Raw genomic sequence first — 21,041 nt, 5'->3', positions numbered from 1 at the left:
GCGGCGACTGCACCGCAATACGCGCAGCGGCCGGACGCGGCGGGGCCTCACCGCTCAGGATTTGCCAACAGGCAAAAAAAAGCAGCCACGCGGGCTGCTTTTCTCACAATTGCCGCCCACAAGGGCGGCGGGAGCGATCAGTGGCCGCGCTTGCGCAGCTTCTGGATCGCCTCGAGCTGTGCGATCGCCTCGATGAGCTCCGCCTGCGCCTTGGCGTAGTCGAGCTTGGCGGTCTGGTTGCGCAGCGCCTCTTCGGCCTTCTGCTTGGCCTCGAGCGCCTTGGCTTCGTCCAGATCCTTGCCACGGATCGCGGTATCCGCCAGCACCGTCACCAGCCCCGGCTGGACTTCCAGCAAGCCGCCCGCGACGAACACCAGTTCCTCGTCCGTCTGTCCAGGCAGCCTGACCCGCACCGCACCCGGCTTGATCCGGGTCATCAGCGGCATGTGGCCCGGCAGGATGCCAAGCTCACCCGCTTCGCCCGGCAGCGCAACGAACTCTGCAAGTCCGGAGAAGATCTGCTCTTCCGCGCTAACGATGTCCACGTGAACCGTCATGGCCATAGTGTGTCCTTTTCAGATCCGCACGGCGAGATGCTCGCCGTGCGGGAATTGACGCAAAGCCGGGCGGCTTACGACAGCTTCTTCGCCTTCTCCATGGCCTCTTCGATACCGCCGACCATGTAGAAAGCCTGCTCGGGCATGTGGTCGCACTCGCCGTTGACGATCATCTTGAAGCCGGTGATCGTGTCCTTCAGCGCGACGTACTTGCCGGGCGACCCGGTGAACACTTCGGCAACGTGGAAGGGCTGCGACAGGAAGCGCTGGATCTTGCGCGCGCGCGCCACGGCGAGCTTGTCGTCCGGCGACAGTTCGTCCATGCCCAGAATCGCGATGATGTCGCGCAGTTCCTTGTACTTCTGCAGGGTCTGCTGCACCTGGCGCGCCACGTTGTAGTGCTCTTCGCCCACGACCAGCGGATCGAGCTGGCGGCTGGTGGAGTCAAGCGGATCGACCGCCGGGTAGATACCCAGCGCGGCGATGTCACGCGACAGCACGACGGTAGAGTCGAGGTGCAGGAAAGTGGTGGCAGGCGACGGGTCGGTCAAGTCATCCGCCGGCACATACACGGCCTGGATCGAGGTGATCGAGCCGACCTTGGTCGAGGTGATGCGTTCCTGCAGACGGCCCATTTCTTCGGCCAGCGTCGGCTGGTAGCCCACCGCGGACGGCATCCGGCCCAGCAGCGCGGACACTTCGGTACCGGCCAGGGTGTAGCGATAGATGTTGTCCACGAAGAACAGGATGTCGCGGCCTTCGTCGCGGAAGCGCTCGGCCATGGTCAGGCCGGTCAGCGCCACGCGCAGGCGGTTGCCCGGGGGTTCGTTCATCTGACCGAACACCATCGCGACCTTGTCGAGCACGTTGGAGTCCTTCATTTCGTGGTAGAAGTCGTTGCCCTCACGGGTACGCTCGCCCACGCCGGCGAACACCGACAAGCCCGAGTGCTGCTTGGCGATGTTGTTGATCAGCTCCATCATGTTCACGGTCTTGCCCACGCCAGCGCCGCCGAAGAGACCCACCTTGCCGCCCTTGGCGAACGGGCAGATCAGGTCGATCACCTTGATGCCGGTTTCGAGCAGTTCCACCGACGGCGACAGTTCGTCGAACTTCGGCGCCTTCTGGTGGATCGCGCGCAGTTCGTCGGTTTCGATCGGACCGGCTTCGTCGATCGGGCGGCCGAGCACGTCCATGATGCGGCCCAGCGTGCCGTGGCCGACCGGCACCGAGATCGGCTTGCCGGTGCCGGAAACCTTCATGCCGCGGCGCAGGCCGTCGGAGGAACCCAGCGCGATGGTACGCACGACGCCGTCGCCGAGCTGCTGCTGGACCTCGAAGGTCAGGCCAGGCTCGGCGAAGGAGTCGGCAGAATCCTCGAGCTTCAGGGCGTCATACACCTTGGGCATCGCGTCGCGCGGGAACTGGATGTCCACCACGGCGCCGATGCACTGAACGATCGTACCTTGACTCATCGTCATATCCTTAAATCAATAATCCGTTACACCGCGGCGGCGCCGCCGACGATTTCCGACAGTTCCTTGGTGATCGCGGCCTGGCGGGTCTTGTTGTAGACCAGTTGCAGTTCGCCAATCACGTTCTTGGCATTGTCGGAAGCGGCCTTCATCGCCACCATGCGCGCGCTCTGCTCGGATGCCATGTTCTCGGCCACCGCCTGGTACACCAGGGCCTCGACGTAACGCACCAGCAGTTCGTCGATGACGACCTGCGGATCGGGCTCGTAGAGGTAGTCCCAGGAGCTGTCCGGCGTGCCCAGCTTCTCGCCGGACAGCGGCAGCAACTGCTCGAGCTGCGGCTCCTGCTTCATCGTGTTGATGAAGCGCGTGTAAGCCACGTAAACCGCATCGAGCTCGTCGTTCTGGAACGCGTCGAGCATGACCTTGACCGGGCCGATCAGCTTTTCCAGGTGCGGCGTGTCACCGAGTTGCGTGACGTTCGACACCACCTTCGCCCCGATGCGCTGCATGAAGCCCAGACCCTTATTACCGATGCAGCAGGCACGGATCTCGGTGACGCCCGCGGACTCCCAGTCCTTCAGGGCGTTGAGCGCGATACGCTGGACGTTGGTGTTGAGACCGCCGCAAAGACCCTTGTCGGTGGTCACCAGGATCAGCCCCACCCGCCTGATCTGGTCCTTGCGGATCAGGAACGGGTGCTTGTAATCGGTCACATTGGCCTGGGACAGGTTCGCGGCGAGTCGGCGGACTTTCTCGGCAAAGGGACGGGCGGCACGCATCCTGTCCTGCGCCTTGCGCATCTTGGATGCGGCCACCATTTCCATGGCCTTGGTGATCTTGCGCGTGTTTTGCACGCTCTTGATCTTGGTACGGATTTCCTTACCGCTAGCCATATTCCGTCTCCGTCCGCGGCCTTAGGCCCAGCTCTTCTTGAACTCGGCGATCGCGGCAGCCAGAACCTTCTCGCCGTCGGCGTCGAGTTCCTTGGATTCCATGATCTTGGAGACGAGGTCGGCGCTCCTGGTCTTGACGTACTGCTGCAGACCATGCTCGAAGGCCAGCACGCGCGAGACGTCGACGTCGTCGAAGTAGCCGTTGTTCACCGCGTACAGCGTCACCGCCATCTCGGCGATCGACAGCGGCGAATACTGCGGCTGCTTCATCAGCTCGGTCACGCGGCGGCCGCGCTCGAGCTGCTTGCGGGTGGCGTCGTCGAGGTCGGAGGCGAACTGGGCGAAGGCGGCGAGTTCGCGGTACTGCGCGAGGTCGGTACGGATACCGCCGGACAGCTTCTTGATGACCTTGGTCTGGGCGGCGCCGCCGACGCGGGACACCGAGATGCCGGCGTTGATCGCGGGACGGATACCGGCGTTGAAGAGGTCGGTTTCCAGGAAGATCTGACCGTCGGTGATCGAGATCACGTTGGTCGGCACGAACGCGGACACGTCGCCGGCCTGCGTTTCGATGACCGGCAGGGCGGTCAGCGAACCGGTCTTGCCCTTGACCTCGCCGTTGGTGAACTTCTCGACGTAGTCGGCGTTCACGCGCGCGGCGCGCTCGAGCAGGCGGGAGTGCAGGTAGAACACGTCGCCCGGATAGGCTTCGCGGCCCGGCGGACGGCGCAGCAGCAGCGAGACCTGGCGGTAGGCCCAGGCCTGCTTGGTCAGATCGTCATAGACGATCAGCGCGTCCTGGCCGCGGTCACGGAAGTACTCGCCCATGGTGCAGCCGGCGTAGGCCGACAGGTACTGCATGGCGGCGGATTCGGAAGCGGTCGCGGCGACGACGATGGTGTATTCCAGCGCGCCGTTCTCTTCCAGCTTGCGCACCACGTTCGCGACGGTCGAAGCCTTCTGGCCGATCGCAACGTAGACGCAGAACATGTTCTGGCCTTTCTGGTTGATGATGGCATCAACCGCGACGGCCGTCTTGCCGGTCTGGCGGTCGCCGATGATCAGCTCGCGCTGGCCGCGGCCGATCGGCACCATGGAGTCGACCGACTTCAGACCGGTCTGCACCGGCTGCGAAACGGACTGGCGGGCGATGACGCCCGGCGCGACCTTCTCGATCTTGTCGGTGAGCCTGGCGTTGATCGGACCCTTGCCGTCGATCGGCTGGCCCAGCGCATTGACGACGCGGCCGACCAGTTCGGGGCCGACCGGCACTTCGAGAATGCGGCCGGTCGCCTTGACGGTGTCGCCTTCGGTGATGTGCTCGTATTCGCCGAGCACGACCGCGCCGACGGAATCACGCTCGAGGTTCAGCGCCATGCCGTAGGTGTTGCCGGGGAACTCCAGCATTTCGCCCTGCATGACGTCGGTCAGACCGTGGATGCGGCAGATACCGTCGGTGACGGAAACCACCGTGCCCTCGTTGCGCGACGTGGCGGCGAGCTGCAGATTCTGGATCCGGCTCTTAATCAGATCACTGATTTCAGAGGGGTTGAGTTGCATATATGTATGCTCCTAGTTCTTTAGCGCAGCGGCCATGTTCGCGAGCTTGCCGCGGACCGAGGCGTCGATGACTTCGTCGCCGACGGCGATGCGGACCCCACCGATGAGCGTGGGATCGATGTGAACCTGCACGTTCAGTCTCGCCTTGAAGCGGGCTTCGAGGTCGGACTTGAGCGAGGTCAGCGTCGCATCGTCGAGGGGGAAGGCAGAGGCGATGTCCGCCTCGAGGACGCCCTCGTGTTCGTTCTTGAGTGCAACGAACAGGTCACGGATCTCCGGAAGCACCTGCAGGCGTTCGTTATCCACGAGCACGCGGACGAAGTTCTGCTGATCGGCGGACAGCGTCCCGGCCACGTCCAGCACCAGCGTGTTGAGCTGGTCGGCGGAGAGCTTGGGATCACTGATGCATGCCCGCATGTCGGAATCGGCCGCCACCGCGGCGAGCCGATCCAGTGCTTCCGACCAAGGCCCCAGCGCACCTGCCCCGCGGGCCAGCTCGAAGGCGGCATCCGCATAGGGGCGCGCGATGGTGACGTTCTCGGCCATGACTTATTGCAGTTCCTGTTTCAGGTTGGCAAGCAGTTCGGTATGCACCTGGGCGTTGATTTCGCGGCGCAGGATCTTCTCCGCGCCGGCAACGGCCAGATGGGCGACCTGGTCGCGCAGGGCTTCCTTCGCACGCTGGGCGGCGGCGCCGGCTTCGGCTTCCGCGGCTTCGCGCGCCTGGGCGATGATGCGGGTGGCCTCGGCACGGGCTTCGTCGATCAACTGGCTCGCCTGCTTTTCAGCGGAGGCCCGCACGTCGCCCGCGGATTCGCGAGCCTTGCGCAGTTCCTCGACGACCTTCTTCTCGGCGAGCGCCAGATCCGTCTTGGCCTTGTCCGCAGCTGCCAGCCCGTCTGCGATCTTCTTCGCGCGCTCGTCGAGTGCCTTCACGATGGGCGGCCACACGAACTTCATCGTGAACCACGCCAGAATGAAGAACACAACGAGCTGGGCAATCAGGGTTGCGTTCAGATTCACGGTTTTCGCTCCTTAGAGGATTAAGGAGACGATTACTGGAGGATGAACGGGTTGGCGAACGCGAACATCATGGCGATACCGACACCGATCAGGAACGCGGCGTCGATCAGACCGGCCAGCAGGAACATCTTGGTCTGCAGGGCATTCATCAGTTCAGGCTGGCGGGCGGAAGCTTCGAGGTACTTGGAACCCATGATGCCGATGCCGATGCAAGCGCCGATGGCACCCAGACCGATGATCAGACCGGCGGCCAGAGCAACAAAACCCAGAACGTTTTCCATGACGACTCCTTAGTGAGATTGATGAGTTTAAAAACCAGGTACTGCGATGAAACGGGTCAGTGACCTTCGTGCGCCTGACCGATGTACACCAGCGTCAGCATCATGAAGATGAATGCCTGCAGGGTGATGATCAGGATGTGGAAGATCGCCCAGATGGTGCCGGCGATGACGTGACCGACCAGACCGAAGACGGTGGCGGTGCTGCCGAGCAGCGCGATCAGGATGAAGATCAGCTCGCCGGCGTACATGTTGCCGAACAGCCGCATGCCGTGGGACACGGTCTTGGCGAGGAACTCGATCATCTGCATCAGGAAGTTGACCGGATACAGCAGCGGGTGGCTGCCGAACGGGGCGGTGAAGAGTTCGTGCACCCAGCCGCCGAAGCCCTTGATCTTGACGTTGTAGTAGAGGCACAGCAGCAGCACGCCGATCGACAGGCCCAGCGTGGCCGAGAGGTCGGCGGTCGGCACCACGCGCTGGTAGGCGTGGGCGGGATCGCCGCCGGCGGAAGCATAGACGCCTTCCCAGATGCGCGGCAGCAGATCGACCGGCAGCAGATCCATCGCGTTCATCAGGAAGATCCACACGAACACGGTCAGCGCCAGCGGAGCGACGAACTTGCGCGATTCGGCGCTGTGGATGATGCCCTTGGCCTGGTCGGCCACCATCTCGACGAGCACCTCGACGATGCTCTGGAAGCGGCCGGGCACGCCAGAGGTGGCCTTGCGCGCGGCGAGCCAGAATAGGAACACCGTCAGCAGGCCGAGTGCGACGGAGTAGAACAGCGAGTCCAGGTTGAAGACGCTGAAATCGACGATGCTCTTCTGGGCATGGCCGGTCGTGTTCAGGTGCGTCAGGTGGTGGACGACGTATTCGGAAGCGGTGGGAGCGTGCCCTTCAGTAGCCATGGTCAGGTCTTTACCAGAAATGCAAACAAATTCGCCTTGAGCGCCAGGACCAGTCCGATCAGCAGCGCTCCCCAGTGCAGGTCCGGATACAGGGCCCGGGCCAGCACCAACAATCCCACGATCGAGGCGATCTTGAAGAACTCGCCCGCGACGAAGGCGGTCACCGTTGCGGTACCCGTCCTGCGCGTGATGGCACGCAGACGCATGGCGAACATCCAGCTCGGCAGCACGCACGCGAACCCTGCGCACGCGGCCGAGATCGCCCCACGAAGGCCGAACAGCACGGCCGAGATCGCGATCGCGAGCAGGGTTGCGCCCAACTGCAACAGAACGGCATTAAGCATCGGGTTTGACACCAGCACATCCGAAGCGCTGGCGACCGCCAAAAATCCCGCGAATACTAGGGGTTAACCGTAGGGAAGTCAAACTTCGCGGAACAGCATCGCATACGGCCGGCACATGTCTTCCAGCTTATATAAGACTCGTGCCGCAGGATTGACAGGAAGCCCGCGCGCTCGCGAACATGCGCACATGAATCCAGACTATTCCCGCGCGATTCCGGCGGCGTGGCAGCAGATGTCGCGCGTCTTCACCGCGCTCGGCGACGAACACCGGCAGCGCATCCTGCTCACCTTCGAGCGCGGCGAGCGACTCAACGTCAGCCAGATCGCCGAGGTATCGACCCTGTCGCGCCCCGCGGTGTCGCATCATCTCAAGATCCTGCGCGAAGCCGGCGTGCTCAGCTCCGAGAAAATCGGCAAGGAAATTTTTTTCTGGGTAAACAAGGACTTTCTCGCCGAGACCTTCGACAACGTGCGCGACTACCTCGATGCGCATCTCTAGCATTTGCAAACAACATGTCGAAATGTCTCGACATGTTGTCATTTTAACGGCATGATCCGGCCCGTCCTCATCACACGGGTATCGGAACCATGGCCGTCGCACTCATCAAGTCGCTGCTGCGCTTCCTGCTCGGACGCCTCTGCCGCGTCCGGCTGAAAGGCGACATCACCCAATTCGACGATCCGCGCCTGCTGGTCGTCGCCAACCACGAATCCTTCCTCGACGGGCTGCTGCTCGGCCTCTTCCTGCCGATCTCGCCCGTCTTCGTCGTCCACACCGGCGTCGCGCGGCATGTCTGGTTCCGCCTCGCGCTGCGCCTGGTCGATCACCTCGCCGTCGATCCGGCCAATCCGATGGCGATGAAGCGGGTCATCCGCCTGATCGAGAGCGGCCGGCCGGTGGTGATCTTCCCCGAGGGCCGCATCACCACCACCGGCAGCCTGATGAAGGTCTACGACGGCCCCGCCTTCGTCGCGGCGAAGACGGGCGCCACCGTGGTTCCCGTCCGCGTCGATGGCGCCGCGCGCAGTTATTTCTCGCGCGTGGCCGGCCGCCACCCGCGCCGCCTGCTGCCGCGCATCACCCTGAGCGTCCAGCCCGCCACCCGTATCGACATGCCGGCCACGGGCAGCGCGCGCGAACGCCGCCGCCAGGCGGGCGAGGCGATGCGCCGGCTGATGCAGGAAATGCTGTTCGCCTCGCGGCCGCAGCAGACGCTGTTCGACGCGCTGCTCGACACCGCCGCGATCCACGGCCGCCGCCGCCGCGTGGTCGAGGACATGAAGCAGATCGAATACGGCTACGGCGACCTGCTGAAGATGGCGCTGATGCTCGGCCGCCTCGGCGCCAGACTGGCCGCGCCGGGCGAACGCATCGGCGTCCTGCTGCCCAACCTCGCGCCGACGCTCGGCCTGGTGTTCGGCCTCAACGCCTTCGGCCGCGTCCCGGCGATGCTCAACTACACCGCCGGCAGCGATGGCCTGCAGGCCGCGTGCACCGCCGCCAGCCTGCGCACCGTCATCACCTCGCGCGCCTTCGTCGAACAAGCCCGCCTGGCCGACAAGCTCGCCGCACTTCACGGCGTGGACATCGTCTACCTCGAGGACCTGCGCGCCGGCATCGGTCTCGCCGACAAGCTGTGGCTGATGCTGTGGGCACTGCCCTTTCCACGGCTGGCGGCCCGCCGGCTGCAACCCGAAGATCCGGCCGTCGTGCTGTTCACGTCCGGCTCGGAAGGCAGCCCCAAGGGCGTGGTGCTGTCGCAGCGCGCGCTGCTCGCCAACGTCGCGCAGATCCGCGCCGTGATCGACATCTCGCCCGACGACAAGATGCTCAATGCGCTGCCGCTGTTCCACTCCTTCGGCCTCACCGGCGGCGCGCTGCTGCCGGTGCTGGCCGGCGCCGAGGTCTTCCTCTATCCCTCGCCGCTGCACTACCGCGTGATTCCCGAGCTGGCCTACGACCGCGGCTGCACCGTGCTGCTGGGCACCAGCACCTTCCTCGGCAACTACGCGCGCTTCGCCCACCCCTACGACTTCTACCGCCTGCGCTACGTCATCGCCGGCGCCGAGAAACTTTCCGACGCGGTGCGCAGCGCCTGGTTCGAGAAGTTCGGCATCCGCATCTTCGAGGGCTACGGCGCCACCGAAACCGCCCCGGTGCTGGCGGTGAACACGCCGATGGCCTACCGCAGCGGCACCGTCGGCCAGTTGCTGCCCGGCCTGCAGGCGAAGCTGCTGCCGGTGCCCGGCATCGCGCGCGGCGGCATGCTGCACGTCGCCGGCCCCAACCTGATGTCCGGCTACCTGCGCGTCGAAAAACCCGGCGTACTGCAGCCGCCGTCGTCCGAGGCCGGCGACGGCTGGTACGAGACCGGCGACGTGGTCGAGATCGACGGCGACGGCTTCCTCTCCATCGTCGGCCGGGTCAAGCGCTTCGCCAAGGTCGCCGGCGAGATGGTGTCGCTCGAAGCGGTGGAAAAGCTCGCGGTGCAGGCCGCGCCCTGCGCGGCGCACGCTGCCGCCAGCCAGCCGGACGCCGCCCGCGGCGAGAACATCCTGCTGTTCACCACCGACCGCTCGCTCAGCCGCGAACGCCTGCAGGCCGCGGCGCGCGACGGCGGCTGGCCGGAGATCGCGGTGCCGCGCCGCATCGTCACGGTCGATACCTTGCCACTGCTCGGCACCGGCAAGATCGACTACGTGACGCTCAAGCAGTGGGCGGAGGCCGCGTGATGGGCGCCCGTTTCTCCCCCCGGCGACGGCGCCTGCTGCTCGGCGGCGCCGGCCTGGCGCTGGCGGCCGGCGGCAGCCTTGCCGCGGCGCGGCCGCTGCTGATGAACGCCTGCCACGCCAGCCTGCCCGACGACCCGGCCGTGCATGCGCTGCTGGCCGAAGCCTGGGCGGGCCTCGACCCGGCCAGGGTGTGGGACATGCACGTGCATCTGGCCGGCACCGGCGACTCGGGCCGCGGCATCGAGATCTCCGACAAGATGCAGTCGCCGCTGCGGCCGTGGGAATACGCCCAGCGCCTGTTCTACCTCAACGCCGGCTGCGCCCACCGCGCGCCGGGGCAGGTGGACGAGAGCTACGTCGCCCGCCTGCAGAATCTGTGCGGCGACGCCCCGGCCGGCTTCAAGCTGCTGCTCTACGCCTTCGAGCGCGCCTACGACGAGGCCGGCCGCATGCTGCCGCTGGAAGGCAGCATCTACGTGCCCAACGGCTACGCCCGCGACGTCGCCCGGCGCGATCCCGCACGCTTCGAGTGGGCCTGCTCCATCCATCCGCTGCGTGCCGATGCGGTCGACGCGCTGCATGCGGCCGCGGCCGACGGCGCCCGCGCGGTCAAGTGGCTGCCGCCGGCGATGGGCATCGATCCGGCCTCGCCCCGCTGCGACGCCTTCTACGCCGCGCTCGCCCAGCTCGGCCTGCCGCTCGTCGTCCACGTCGGCGAAGAACTGGCGGTGCATGGCCCCGGCCGCCCGGAATGGTCCAACCCGCTGCGCCTGCGCCGCGCGCTGGCGCACGGCGTGCGGGTGATCGCCGCGCACTGCGGCAGCATCGGCAGCGACATCGACACCGATCACGGCGGCCGGCGCGTGCCGACCTTCGACCTGTTCGCCCGGCTGATGGACGAGACGCAGCACGGCGGTGGCCTGTATGGCGACATTTCGGCGATCACGCTGATCAACCGCAAGCCGGAGGTCCTGCGCACCCTGGTCGAACGGCGCGAATGGCACGATCGCCTCTTGTTCGGCAGCGACTACCCGCTGCCCGGCATCGTGCCGCTGATCCCGCTCGGCCGGCTGGTGAAGGAACGCCTGCTCGACGAGGACAGCGTGCCGGCGCTGGACACGCTGCGCCATCACAATCCCATCCTGTTCGACTTCGCCCTCAAGCGCCGGCTCGCCTCGCGCGGGCGCAGTCTTGCCCCTACCGTCTTCGAAAACCGCCGCCATTTCGACAGGAGCGTCGCATGAGACACCCTGTGTCAACCTCCCCCGGGGGGATGTCGCGCAGCGACAGGAGAGCAGTCCCGTGAACCACCAGTCCGCGCTGATGAAGCAGCGCCGCTTCCTGCCCTTCTTCCTCACCCAGTTCCTCGGCGCCTTCAACGACAACGTCTACAAGAATGCGCTGGTGGTGCTGCTCACCTTCCAGGCCGCGCGCTACACCACGCTGGCGCCGGGCATCCTGGTGAATCTGTGCGCCGGGCTCTTCATCCTGCCCTTCTTCCTATTCTCCGCCACCTCCGGCCAGATCGCCGACAAGTACGAGAAGAGCCGGCTGATGCGCTTCACCAAGCTGCTGGAAATCGTGGTGATGGCGCTCGCCTGCGTCGCCTTCGCGTTCGAATCGCTGGCGCTGATGCTGGCGTGCCTGTTCCTGATGGGCGCCCAATCCACGCTGTTCGGCCCGGTGAAGTACGCCATCCTGCCGCAGCACCTGCGCGAGGACGAACTGATCGGCGGCAACGCGCTGGTCGAGTCCGGCACCTTCGTCGCCATCCTGCTCGGCACGCTGGCCGGCGGCGTGCTCGTCAGCCTGCCGGACGGCACGCTGTGGGTGTCGATCGCCACCGTGGCGATCGCGGTGCTCGGCTACCTCGCCAGCCGCGGCGTGCCGCTGGCTGCCGCGGCCGCGCCGGAACTGACGATCAACTGGAACCCGGTCACCGAGACCTGCCGCAACCTCGCCTTCACGCGCGGCAACCGCACGGTGTTCCTGTCCATCCTCGGCGTGTCCTGGTTCTGGTTCTACGGTGCGGTCTTCCTGTCGCAGTTCCCCGCCTACGCCAAGGACGTGCTCGGCGGCAACGAGCACGCGGTGGTGTTGCTGCTGGCGGTGTTCTCGGTCGGCATCGGCATCGGCTCGCTGCTGTGCGAGCGGCTGTCCACCGGCCACATCGAGATCGGTCTGGTGCCCTTCGGTTCGATCGGCCTGTCGCTGTTCGCGCTCGACCTGTGGTGGTCCAGCCCCGCCGCCGTCGCGGCCGGCACCGCGGCGCTGCCGCTCGCCGAGGTGCTGGCGCGGCCGGGCACCTGGCATGCCATCGCCGACCTCGTCGCCATCGGCATCTTCGGCGGCTTCTACATCGTGCCGCTGTACGCGCTGATCCAGAGCCGCAGCGAGCCGGAACACCGCTCCCGCATCATCGCCGGCAACAACATCCTCAACGCGCTCTTCATGGTGGTCGCCGCCGCCATGGGCGCGGGGCTGCTCGCCGCCGGGCTGGGCGTGACCGGGCTCTTCCTCGTCACCGGGCTGCTCAACATCGCGGTGGCCGCCTACATCTACACCCTGGTGCCGGAATTCCTGCTGCGCTTCCTGGTGTGGCTGCTGGTGCATACGGTGTACCGGCTGGAGGTGAAGGGCATCGGGCACATTCCCCAGAACGGCCCGGCGGTGCTGGTGTGCAACCACGTCAGCTTCGTCGACGCGCTGGTGATCATGGCGGCGAGCCGGCGGCCGATCCGCTTCGTCATGCATCACCACATCTTCCGTCTGCCGCTGCTGCGCTTCGTCTTCCGCGAGGGGCGGGCGATCCCGATCGCGTCGGCGAAGGAGGACCCGGAGATGGTCAGACGCGCCTTCGACGAGGTCGCCCGCGCGCTCGAAGCCGGCGAGCTGGTGGCGATCTTCCCCGAAGGCCACATCACCGAGGACGGCGAGATCGACGGCTTCCGCCCCGGCATCCGCCGCATCGTCGAACGCACGCCGGTGCCGGTGGTGCCGCTGGCGCTGCGCGGCCTGTGGGGCAGCTTCTTCTCGCGCAAGGACGGAAGGGCGATGTCGCGGCCGCTGCGGCGCGGCATCTTCAACCGCATCGAACTGGTGGCCGGCGCGCCGCTGGCGGCGGCGGACGCCAGCGCGGAAGCGCTCCAGGCCCGCGTCGCCGAGCTGCGCGGCGACTGGCGCTGACCCCGACTTGGCGCCGGGACGGGAGGAACCGATGGCAAACTTGCTGTGGATCGCGGCCGGCGCCATCGCCGGCCTGCTCGGCGGGCCGGCGGGTGCGCTGGCCGGCGCGGTGCTGGGCGGGCTGGTGGCCAGCCTGCGCAGGGAGCAGGCGCAGTCGCGGATGCGCCAGGACGAGCGCATCGCCGCGCTCGAACGCGAACTCGCCGCGCTGTCGGCACAGCTGGGCGCCCGGCCCGCGCCGCCGCCGGCAGCGCCCGCCGTCGCGGCCGCCGCAACGCGCGAACTCGACCTCGATCTCGACCTGCCGGCCGTCGCGCCTGCGCCCGCGGCTGCCCCGGCCGCTACCCGCGATACGGCAACGGCCGCCGAACGCTTCGACCTCGACCCGCTCTACGCCCGCTGCCGCGACTGGCTGCTCGGCGGCAACACCCTGGTGCGGGTGGGCATCCTGGTGCTGTTCTTCGGGCTGACCTTCCTCGCCCGCTACGCGGTGGAGCACGCGCTGCTGCCGCCGGCGCTGCGCCTGGCCGGCATCGCCGCCGCCGGCAGCGCCCTGGCCGCCATCGGCTGGCGGCTGCGCGAGCAGCGCCGCGGCTACGCGCTGACGCTGCAGGGCGGCGGCGTCGCAGTGCTCTACCTGACGGTGTTCGCCGCCTTCCGCCTGTATGGACTGCTGCCGCCGGGCGCCGCCTTCGGGCTGATGCTGGTGATGGTGGCGGTCGCCGCCTGGTTCGCGGTGCGCCAGGACGCCGCGCCGCTGGCGGTGATCGGCACCGCGGGCGGCTTCGCGGCGCCCATCCTCGCCTCCACCGGCGGCGGCACCCACGTCGAGCTGTTCACCTACTATGCCCTGCTCAACACCGGCGTGCTGGCGCTGGCGTGGTGGCGGGCCTGGCGCTCGCTCAACCTCACCGGCTTCCTGTTCACCTTCGCCATCGGCCTGGCCTGGGGCGCCGGCGACTACCACCCCTGGCACTTCGCCACCACCGAACCCTTCCTGATCCTGTTCTGCCTGATGTACGTGGCCGCGGCGGTGGCCTACGCCTGGAAACACGCGCCCAGCCTGCGCGACCCGGTGGACGGCACGCTGGTGTTCGGCGTGCCCGTGGTCGGCTTCGGCCTGCAGGCGGCGCTGGTGCATGGCATGCCGAACGCGCTGGCGTGGAGCGCCGCGGCGGTCGGCATCTTCTACCTGCTGCTCGCCGCCGTGCTGCACCGGCTGCGGCGTCCGCCGCTGGCACTGCTGGTGAAGAGCTTCACCGCGCTCGGTATCGCCTTCCTGACGCTGGCGATCCCGCTCGCCTTCGACGGCCGCTGGAGCGCGGCGGCGTGGGCACTGGAAGGCGCCGCGCTGTGGTGGGTCGGGCTGCAGCAGCAGCGCCGGCTTGCCGCCGCCAGCGGCCTGCTGCTGCAGGCGGGCGCCGGCCTGCTGTTCGCCGCCGACCTCGCCCAGCATCCCGGCCTGCGCGGCTTCGCGGTGCTCAACAGCGCCTTCCTCGGCACCACCATGATCGCCGGCGCCGGCTTCGTCAGCGCCTGGCTGGCCGATCGGCAGACGGGCTGGCCGGCCTGGCTGCGCCCCATCGGCCGGGCGCTGCTCGCCTGGGCGTGGCTGTGGTGGCTGGTCGGCGGCTGGGCGGAGATCGACACCCAGGTGCTCACCGGCACCCGTCCGGCGGCGCACCTGCTGTTGTTCGCCGTCAGCGGCGCGCTGGCCGTGGCGCTGGCGCCGCGCCTGGGCTGGGCCGATCTGCAATTCGCGGTAGCGCTGCCGGCCGCCGGCATGCTGCTGGCGCTGGCCCAGGCGACGGACTACGGCGTGCCACCCTCCGGCCACGGCGGCTGGCTGGCGTGGCCGCTCGCGCTGGCGCTGCACGGCCTCGCACTGCGCCGCGCCGATGCGCATCCTGCGCGCGCATTGCTGAGCTGGACCCACGCTGCCGGGGTGTGGCTGATCGCGCTCGCGCTCTCGCAAGAAGTGGGGCGACAGGTCGCTGCGCTCGACCTCGGCAACGGCTGGAAGACGGCGGCCTTCGCCGCGCCGGCGGTGCTGGTGCTGGCCGCGCTCGCGTGGCGGGCCGACTGCGCGCGCTGGCCGCTGTCCGGCTGGCGCGGCGCCTACCTCTGCCGCGGCGGCATGCCGCTGGCGGCGGGGCTGGCGCTGTGGTCGCTGGCCATCCTGCCGCTGGCCGATGGCAATGCTTGGCCGCTCGCCTACCTGCCCGTGCTCAACCCGCTCGATCTTTGCGTAGCTGCGCTGCTCGGCAGCATCGCCTGGTGGCTGCGGCGCGCCCGCGCCGGGCTGGAAGCGGTGACCGGGCCGATACGCACGCTGCAGGCCGGGCTGGCAGTGATCACCTTCATCGGCGCGAATGCCGCGCTGCTGCGCGGCGTGCATCACGCCACCGGCCTGCCCTGGGATCTCGCCCGGCTGCTCGCCGCCGACACCACGCAGACGGCGCTGTCGCTGTTCTGGGCGGCGCTCGGGCTCGGCCTGATGCTGCTCGCCAACCGCCGCGCCAGCCGGCCGATGTGGCTGGCGGGCGCGGGCCTGATGGCGGCGGTGGTGGCCAAGCTCTTCCTGGTGGACATGGCGGCGAGCGGCACGCTCACCCGCATCGTGTCCTTCATCGGCGCCGGGCTGCTGTTGCTGGTGGTGGGCTACTTCTCGCCGCTGCCGCCGCGGCAACCCGTGAACGACGAAGACTGAAGCGCAGGCTGGCTGACGAAGGAAGCCGAACGGCGGTGATATCCAGGCGCTCGCGCCGGGCTTCGCCGCACTCGACCCAAGCTGCGCAGCATCCTCGTTCGACGGCCGGATCATCGATCCGGCCGGCTCAGCGCAGGCGGCCGAGCAGGCCGTCGAGCTGGTCCAGGCTGCCGAAGCGGATCACCACTTCGCCGGCGCCCTTCTTGTTGGCCTTGATCTTGACCGTGGCGCCGATGACGTCGGCGATTTCCTCTTCCAGCCGCAGCAGATCGCGGTCGGGCGGCGGCACCGCCTTCTTCTGGCGCGGATTGAGCGCCTGCTGCACGAGGCGCTCGGTGTCGCGCACCGACAACTGTTTCGCCGCGACGAGGTTGGCGAGCTGGATCTGGCTGGCGCCGTCGAGCGGCAGCAGCGCACGCGCATGCCCCATGTCGATGTCGCCGGCCATCAGCAGTTCCTGCACCGGCTTGGCCAGGTTCAGCAGCCGCAGCAGGTTGGACGCCGCCGGACGCGAGCGGCCGACCGCGTCGGCCGCCTGCTGGTGCGTCATCGTGAACTCGTCGATCAGGCGCTGGATGCCGCTCGCTTCTTCGAGCGGATTCAGGTCCTCGCGCTGGATGTTCTCGATCAGCGACATCGCCAGCGCGGCCTCGTCGGGGATCTCGCGCACCAGGCAGGGCAGCGCGGTGAGCCCGGCGATCTGCGAGGCGCGCCAGCGCCGTTCGCCGGCGATGATCTCGTAGCGCGGCTCGCCGTCGAACTGCGCGAGCGGGCGCACCAGCACCGGCTGCATCACGCCCTGCGCCCTGATCGACGCCGCCAGCTCTTCGAGCGAACCGGGGTCCATGCGGGTGCGCGGCTGGTACTTGCCGGGCTGCAGCGCGTCGGTGGCGAGCGTCTGCAGCTCGCCCTTCTCGGCTTCGTCGTCGCGGTTGGCGGCCAGCAGGGCGTCGAGGCCGCGGCCGAGGCCTTTGAGTTTGGGTGGGGTCATGTCATTGGTCGGGCTGCTCGCCCCGAATCAAGGAGTGTAGTCGTTCCAGACTGACACGCAGGCCAGGCAGGTCACGCACGATGGTTTGCCAGACCCGCGCCGGCTCCACCGAGGCATAGCCGTGGATCAGGCGGTTGCGGTGATCGATGATGACGCGCCACGGCACGTCGGCGTACCGGGCCCTGGGCTCTGCGGGCAGTTGGTTGGCCGCCTCGCCGAGTATCTCGAAACTGCGCTCGATGGCCCGCTGCGTCCGGAGGTCGCCCAGGAAGACCGCCTCGCCCACCTGGGCGAAGGTGTCGATTTCATCCAGGGCTGCCAGCATGTCGCCGACCAGCAGCAGAATGTCTCGCTCACGCGTCACAGCGCACGCGCCTCGGCCAGCACCCTCACCCGCAATGCCGGATGCAGTTCGTCCTCGACGACCAGGTCCACCCGGTGCGCAAGCACATCGTCCAGTTCCTGGTTGAGGCGGACAACCTCGAACGAGGACACATCGCCTGGAAGCTCCACCAGCAGGTCGATATCGCTGTCCGCCCCTTCCTCGCCGCGCGCCACCGAGCCGAACACCCGCGGGTTGGACGCGCGGTGGCGGGCGAGGCAGGCCAGCACTTCCTCGCGGCGGGCGATCAGTTCGTCGAGCAGGCGGCCCATGGTCGGCTCCTCACAGCGTCCTGACGCGTTCGATCATCTCGGTGGCGAAGGCCATGTAGGCCTGCGCGCCCTTGGCCGCGCGGTCGAACACCACGCCCGGCATGCCGTGGCTGGGCGCTTCGGCCAGGCGCACGTTGCGCGGCACGATGGCGTTGAACACCTTGTCGCCGAAGTGATCTTCGAGTTGGGCGGAGACCTGCTGCTGCAGCGTCACCCGCGGGTCGAACATCACCCGCAAGAGGCCGATGATCTTGAGGTCGCGGTTGAGGTTGGCGTGCACCTTCTTGATGGTGTTCACCAGGTCCGACAGGCCTTCGAGCGCGTAGTACTCGCACTGCATCGGGATGATCACGCCGTGGGCGGCGCACAGGCCGTTCAGCGTCAGCATCGACAGCGACGGCGGGCAGTCGATCAGCACGAAGTCGTATTCGGCATCGAAGGCGCGCAGGGCTTCGCGCAGCCGCTTCTCGCGGTTGTCGAGGTTGACCAGTTCCACTTCGGCGCCGGCGAGGTCGCGGTTGGCCGGCAGGATGTCGTAGCCGCCGGTTTCGGACTTCACCCGCGCTTCGTCCAGCGCCGCCAGCCCGACCAGCAGGTGATACACCGACTTTTCCAGCGTGCGCTTGTCCACCCCGCTGCCCATCGTGGCGTTGCCCTGCGGGTCGAGGTCGACCAGCAGCGTGCGCTGCCCGGCCAGGTGCAGCGCGGCGGCGAGGTTGACGCAGGTGGTGGTCTTGCCCACCCCGCCTTTCTGGTTGGCGACACAGAAGATTCGGGCCATGTTCGGCTTCAGCCTTGTCCGGTTGCAGGAGAATCGCGCACGGCGCGAAACCCGGAGTTTACTTCAATGCGGCAGTGCAGCAGCCGGACCGCGGCATGGCCGGCGCGTGTTCGCACACTGGTGTTCCAATCCGGTCCGGTGCGGACGGATGCACTCCACGTTCTGCGCAACTCGACCTCGCTGCGCTCGGGACTCGGACAGTGCTCGCCCGCTCCGCGCATCAGCCCGCGCCGGACCTGCCGGGTTGCGGGCAGCCATCGCCCAAGGCGCCCTGCCCGACGAATTTCATGCACGCTCGATGACCAGCAGATGACGTTCGGCATCCAGCCCCGGCACCTGCAGCGCATGCACCGCGGTGACGGCCCAGCCGGCGGGCAGCGCCGCGATCTCGTCGGCCGGCTGCACGCCCTTCATCGCGTACAGCGCGCCGCCCGCGGCGACGAGATGGCCGGACGACTGCACGAAGTCCGCGAGGCTGGAGAAGGCGCGCGAGATCACGCCGTCGGCCGCGCCGCCCGGCAGGCGGTCGGGGGCGACCTTCTCCACCCGTTCGTTGATCACACTGAAATTGCCCAGTTGCAGTTCGATCCTGGCCTGCTGCTGGAAGCTCGCCTTCTTGTTCACCGCCTCGATGGAGCTGACGATCAGCCCGCTGCGCACGATGGCCAGCGGAATGCCGGGCAGACCGCCGCCGGAGCCGATGTCGGCGAGCCGCTCGACGCGCTCGAGGCAGGGCAGCACCGCGAGCGAATCGAGCAGATGGTGGGTGATCACCTCGCGCGGGTCGCGGATCGCGGTCAGGTTGTAGACCTTGTTCCACTTCAGCAGCAGTTCACCGAAGGCGAGCAGCCGGTCGACGGTTTCCTGCGGCAGCGCGAAGCCGAGCGCGGCGATGCCGTCGGCGAGCCGGCGCGCGTGGGCGGCGAGCGCGCCGCTCACGCCGATCGCCTCTGACCGCCCGCAGCGTCCTCGCGCGCCGCCATGTCGCGCCGCTTCAGCCACACCAACAGCAGCGAGATCGCCGCCGGCGTCACGCCCTGGATGCGGCTCGCCTGGCCGATGGTCTCGGGCTTGTGCAGGTTCAGCTTCTGCTGCACCTCGCGCGACAGGCCGCGCACCTCGGCATAGTCCAGCCCCGCGGGCAGGCGGGTGGCTTCGGCCTGCGCCTGCCTGGCGACCTCGTCCTGCTGGCGGTCGATGTAGCCCTGGTACTTGGCGGCGATCTCAATCTGCTCGACCACCTGCGGGTCGGTCTCCGGGTTTTCCGGCGCGCCGGGCAGGCTCATCAGCGCCGCGTAGGTGGTCTCGGGCCGGCGCAGCAGGTCGAAGTAGCGGTATTCGCGCTCGAGCGCCTTGCCGACGACGCGCTCGGCTTCGGCTGCCGGAATGCGGTCGGGCAGCGCCCAGGTCGCCTTCAGCCGCGCGGTCTCGCGCTCGATCGCCTCGCGCTTGGCGCAGAACGCCGTCCAGCGCGCATCGTCGACCAGGCCCAGTTCGCGGCCCTTCTCGGTCAGACGCAGGTCGGCGTTGTCCTCGCGCAGCGACAGGCGGTATTCGGCGCGCGAGGTGAACATGCGGTAGGGGTCGGCCACGCCGCGGGTGATCAGGTCGTCCACCAGCACACCCAGGTAGGCTTCGTCGCGGCGCGGACACCATGGTTCGCGGCCCTGCGCCTGCAGCGCGGCGTTGGCGCCGGCCAGCAGGCCCTGCGCCGCCGCCTCTTCGTAGCCGGTGGTGCCATTGATCTGGCCGGCGAAGAACAGGCCGGCGATCGACTTCGTCTCCAGGCTGGACTTCAGGTTGCGCGGGTCGAAGAAGTCGTACTCGATCGCGTAGCCCGGACGCAGGATGTGCGCGTTCTCCAGCCCGCGGATGCTGCGCACCACCTGCAGTTGCACGTCGAAGGGCAGCGAGGTGGAGATGCCGTTGGGGTAGATCTCGTGCGTCTCCAGACCCTCGGGCTCGAGGAAGACGTTGTGGCTGTCCTTGTCGGCGAAGCGGTGGATCTTGTCTTCGATCGACGGGCAGTAGCGTGGACCGATGCCTTCGATCACGCCGGAATACATCGGCGAGCGGTCGAGGTTGGCGCGGATGATGTCGTGCGTGCCGGCGTTGGTCTGCGTGATCCAGCACGGCAGTTGGCGCGGATGCCGGGCGGCCGAGCCGAGGAAGCTGAACACCGGCACCGGATCGTCGCCCGGCTGCACCGTCATCGCCGAGAAGTCGATGGTGCGCGCATCGAGCCGCGGCGGCGTGCCGGTCTTCAGCCGCCCCTGCGGCAGCGCGAGTTCCTTCAGCCGCTGGCCGAGCGACACCGCCGGCGGGTCGCCGGCGCGGCCCGCCGCGTAGTGCTGCAGGCCGACGTGGATCAGGCCGTTGAGGAAGGTGCCGGCGGTCAGCACCACCGCCTGCGCCTCGAAGCGCAGGCCGATCTGGGTGACCACGCCGGTGACGCGCTCGCCGGCGACGAGCAGGTCGTCCACCGCCTGCTGGAACAGCCACAGGCCGGGCTGGTTCTCCAGCCGGCGGCGGATCGCCGCCTTGTACAGCACGCGGTCGGCCTGCGCGCGGGTGGCGCGCACCGCCGGGCCCTTGGAGGCGTTGAGGATGCGGAACTGGATGCCGCCCTCGTCGGTGGCCTCCGCCATCGCGCCGCCGAGCGCATCGACCTCCTTCACCAGGTGGCCCTTGCCGATGCCGCCGATCGACGGATTGCAGCTCATCGCGCCCAGGGTCTCGATGTTGTGCGTGAGCAGCAGCGTCTTCGCGCCCATGCGCGCAGCGGCCAGCGCCGCCTCGGTGCCGGCGTGGCCGCCGCCGACGACGATGACGTCGAAGCGGGTGGGGTAGAGCATGGATTGCGAGGCGGGATGCTGCATGGTGCGGTACGCGAAAACCGGTCGGAAGAGGGGCCGATTGTACGCGCAGATGCGCCACCAGCC

At 68.1% G+C, this 21,041-nt stretch carries 20 protein-coding genes; 5 read left to right on the top strand and 15 right to left on the bottom strand.

Annotated features, from left to right (window positions below):
* Positions 1-137: 137 nt before the first annotated feature.
* The 9 genes from CCZ27_RS21155 to CCZ27_RS21115 all read right to left on the bottom strand — a co-directional run bounded on the left by CCZ27_RS21155 (position 138) and on the right by CCZ27_RS21115 (position 7,044).
* Positions 138-563 (bottom strand): F0F1 ATP synthase subunit epsilon, encoded by a 426-nt coding sequence (locus CCZ27_RS21155; RefSeq protein WP_096451527.1) that lies wholly within the window; start codon positions 561-563, stop codon positions 138-140.
* Positions 564-631: 68 nt separating this feature from the next.
* Positions 632-2,032, bottom strand: a complete 1,401-nt coding sequence (gene atpD, locus CCZ27_RS21150) for a F0F1 ATP synthase subunit beta (RefSeq protein ID WP_096452864.1) — start codon at positions 2,030-2,032, stop codon at positions 632-634.
* Between the two features lie 26 nt (positions 2,033-2,058).
* A complete protein-coding gene (gene atpG, locus CCZ27_RS21145; RefSeq protein WP_096451525.1) occupies positions 2,059-2,928 on the bottom strand; it encodes a F0F1 ATP synthase subunit gamma in 870 nt (289 codons plus the stop codon).
* Positions 2,929-2,949: 21 nt separating this feature from the next.
* Complete coding sequence (gene atpA / locus CCZ27_RS21140) at positions 2,950-4,488, bottom strand: F0F1 ATP synthase subunit alpha (RefSeq protein ID WP_096451523.1); 1,539 nt, start codon at positions 4,486-4,488, stop codon at positions 2,950-2,952.
* 12 nt (positions 4,489-4,500) lie between these two features.
* The gene (locus CCZ27_RS21135) at positions 4,501-5,034 is read right to left on the bottom strand and encodes a F0F1 ATP synthase subunit delta (RefSeq protein WP_096451521.1); all 534 of its coding nucleotides are present in this window, start codon (positions 5,032-5,034) and stop codon (positions 4,501-4,503) included.
* 3 nt (positions 5,035-5,037) lie between these two features.
* Complete coding sequence (locus CCZ27_RS21130) at positions 5,038-5,511, bottom strand: F0F1 ATP synthase subunit B (RefSeq protein WP_096451519.1); 474 nt, start codon at positions 5,509-5,511, stop codon at positions 5,038-5,040.
* A gap of 32 nt (positions 5,512-5,543) precedes the next feature.
* On the bottom strand, positions 5,544-5,792 hold the full coding sequence (gene atpE / locus CCZ27_RS21125) for a F0F1 ATP synthase subunit C (protein WP_096451517.1): 249 nt from the start codon (positions 5,790-5,792) through the stop codon (positions 5,544-5,546).
* 56 nt (positions 5,793-5,848) lie between these two features.
* On the bottom strand, positions 5,849-6,700 hold the full coding sequence (gene atpB, locus CCZ27_RS21120) for a F0F1 ATP synthase subunit A (protein WP_096451515.1): 852 nt from the start codon (positions 6,698-6,700) through the stop codon (positions 5,849-5,851).
* Positions 6,701-6,702: 2 nt separating this feature from the next.
* A complete protein-coding gene (locus CCZ27_RS21115; RefSeq protein ID WP_096451513.1) occupies positions 6,703-7,044 on the bottom strand; it encodes an ATP synthase subunit I in 342 nt (113 codons plus the stop codon).
* 187 nt (positions 7,045-7,231) lie between these two features.
* Here CCZ27_RS21115 and CCZ27_RS21110 point away from each other — a divergent pair, with 187 nt between their 5' ends.
* From CCZ27_RS21110 to CCZ27_RS21090, 5 genes are all read left to right on the top strand, one after another.
* Entirely contained in the window at positions 7,232-7,543 is a 312-nt protein-coding gene (locus CCZ27_RS21110; protein ID WP_096451511.1) for an ArsR/SmtB family transcription factor, read from the top strand.
* 89 nt (positions 7,544-7,632) lie between these two features.
* The gene (gene aas / locus CCZ27_RS21105) at positions 7,633-9,777 is read left to right on the top strand and encodes a bifunctional acyl-ACP--phospholipid O-acyltransferase/long-chain-fatty-acid--ACP ligase (RefSeq protein WP_096451509.1); all 2,145 of its coding nucleotides are present in this window, start codon (positions 7,633-7,635) and stop codon (positions 9,775-9,777) included.
* Entirely contained in the window at positions 9,777-11,021 is a 1,245-nt protein-coding gene (locus CCZ27_RS21100) for an amidohydrolase family protein (protein ID WP_096452862.1), read from the top strand. Before aas ends, CCZ27_RS21100 begins: the two co-directional genes overlap by 1 nt.
* A 58-nt stretch (positions 11,022-11,079) precedes the next feature.
* Positions 11,080-12,963: an MFS transporter gene (locus CCZ27_RS21095; protein WP_096451507.1), complete on the top strand. Its 1,884-nt coding sequence runs from the start codon at positions 11,080-11,082 to the stop codon at positions 12,961-12,963.
* Between the two features lie 31 nt (positions 12,964-12,994).
* Entirely contained in the window at positions 12,995-15,673 is a 2,679-nt protein-coding gene (locus CCZ27_RS21090; RefSeq protein ID WP_096451505.1) for a DUF2339 domain-containing protein, read from the top strand.
* Between the two features lie 127 nt (positions 15,674-15,800).
* Here CCZ27_RS21090 and CCZ27_RS21085 read toward each other — a convergent pair whose 3' ends face one another.
* From CCZ27_RS21085 to mnmG, 6 genes are all read right to left on the bottom strand, one after another.
* On the bottom strand, positions 15,801-16,664 hold the full coding sequence (locus CCZ27_RS21085; protein ID WP_096451503.1) for a ParB/RepB/Spo0J family partition protein: 864 nt from the start codon (positions 16,662-16,664) through the stop codon (positions 15,801-15,803).
* A 1-nt stretch (position 16,665) separates the two neighbouring features.
* Positions 16,666-17,028: a HepT-like ribonuclease domain-containing protein gene (locus tag CCZ27_RS21080; protein WP_096451501.1), complete on the bottom strand. Its 363-nt coding sequence runs from the start codon at positions 17,026-17,028 to the stop codon at positions 16,666-16,668.
* Entirely contained in the window at positions 17,025-17,318 is a 294-nt protein-coding gene (locus CCZ27_RS21075; protein WP_096451499.1) for a nucleotidyltransferase family protein, read from the bottom strand. Before CCZ27_RS21075 ends, CCZ27_RS21080 begins: the two co-directional genes overlap by 4 nt.
* Positions 17,319-17,328: 10 nt before the next feature.
* Positions 17,329-18,099: a ParA family protein gene (locus CCZ27_RS21070; RefSeq protein ID WP_096451497.1), complete on the bottom strand. Its 771-nt coding sequence runs from the start codon at positions 18,097-18,099 to the stop codon at positions 17,329-17,331.
* 285 nt (positions 18,100-18,384) lie between these two features.
* Positions 18,385-19,038: a 16S rRNA (guanine(527)-N(7))-methyltransferase RsmG gene (gene rsmG, locus CCZ27_RS21065; RefSeq protein ID WP_096451495.1), complete on the bottom strand. Its 654-nt coding sequence runs from the start codon at positions 19,036-19,038 to the stop codon at positions 18,385-18,387.
* Positions 19,035-20,954, bottom strand: a complete 1,920-nt coding sequence (gene mnmG / locus CCZ27_RS21060; protein WP_096452860.1) for a tRNA uridine-5-carboxymethylaminomethyl(34) synthesis enzyme MnmG — start codon at positions 20,952-20,954, stop codon at positions 19,035-19,037. Before mnmG ends, rsmG begins: the two co-directional genes overlap by 4 nt.
* Positions 20,955-21,041 lie beyond the last annotated feature (87 nt).

The sequence above is a fragment of the Thauera sp. K11 genome (assembly GCF_002354895.1).
Classification (GTDB): domain Bacteria; phylum Pseudomonadota; class Gammaproteobacteria; order Burkholderiales; family Rhodocyclaceae; genus Thauera; species Thauera sinica.
The sequence above is the reverse complement of the archived record's forward strand: the minus strand, read 5'-3'. Positions and strand labels throughout refer to the sequence as shown.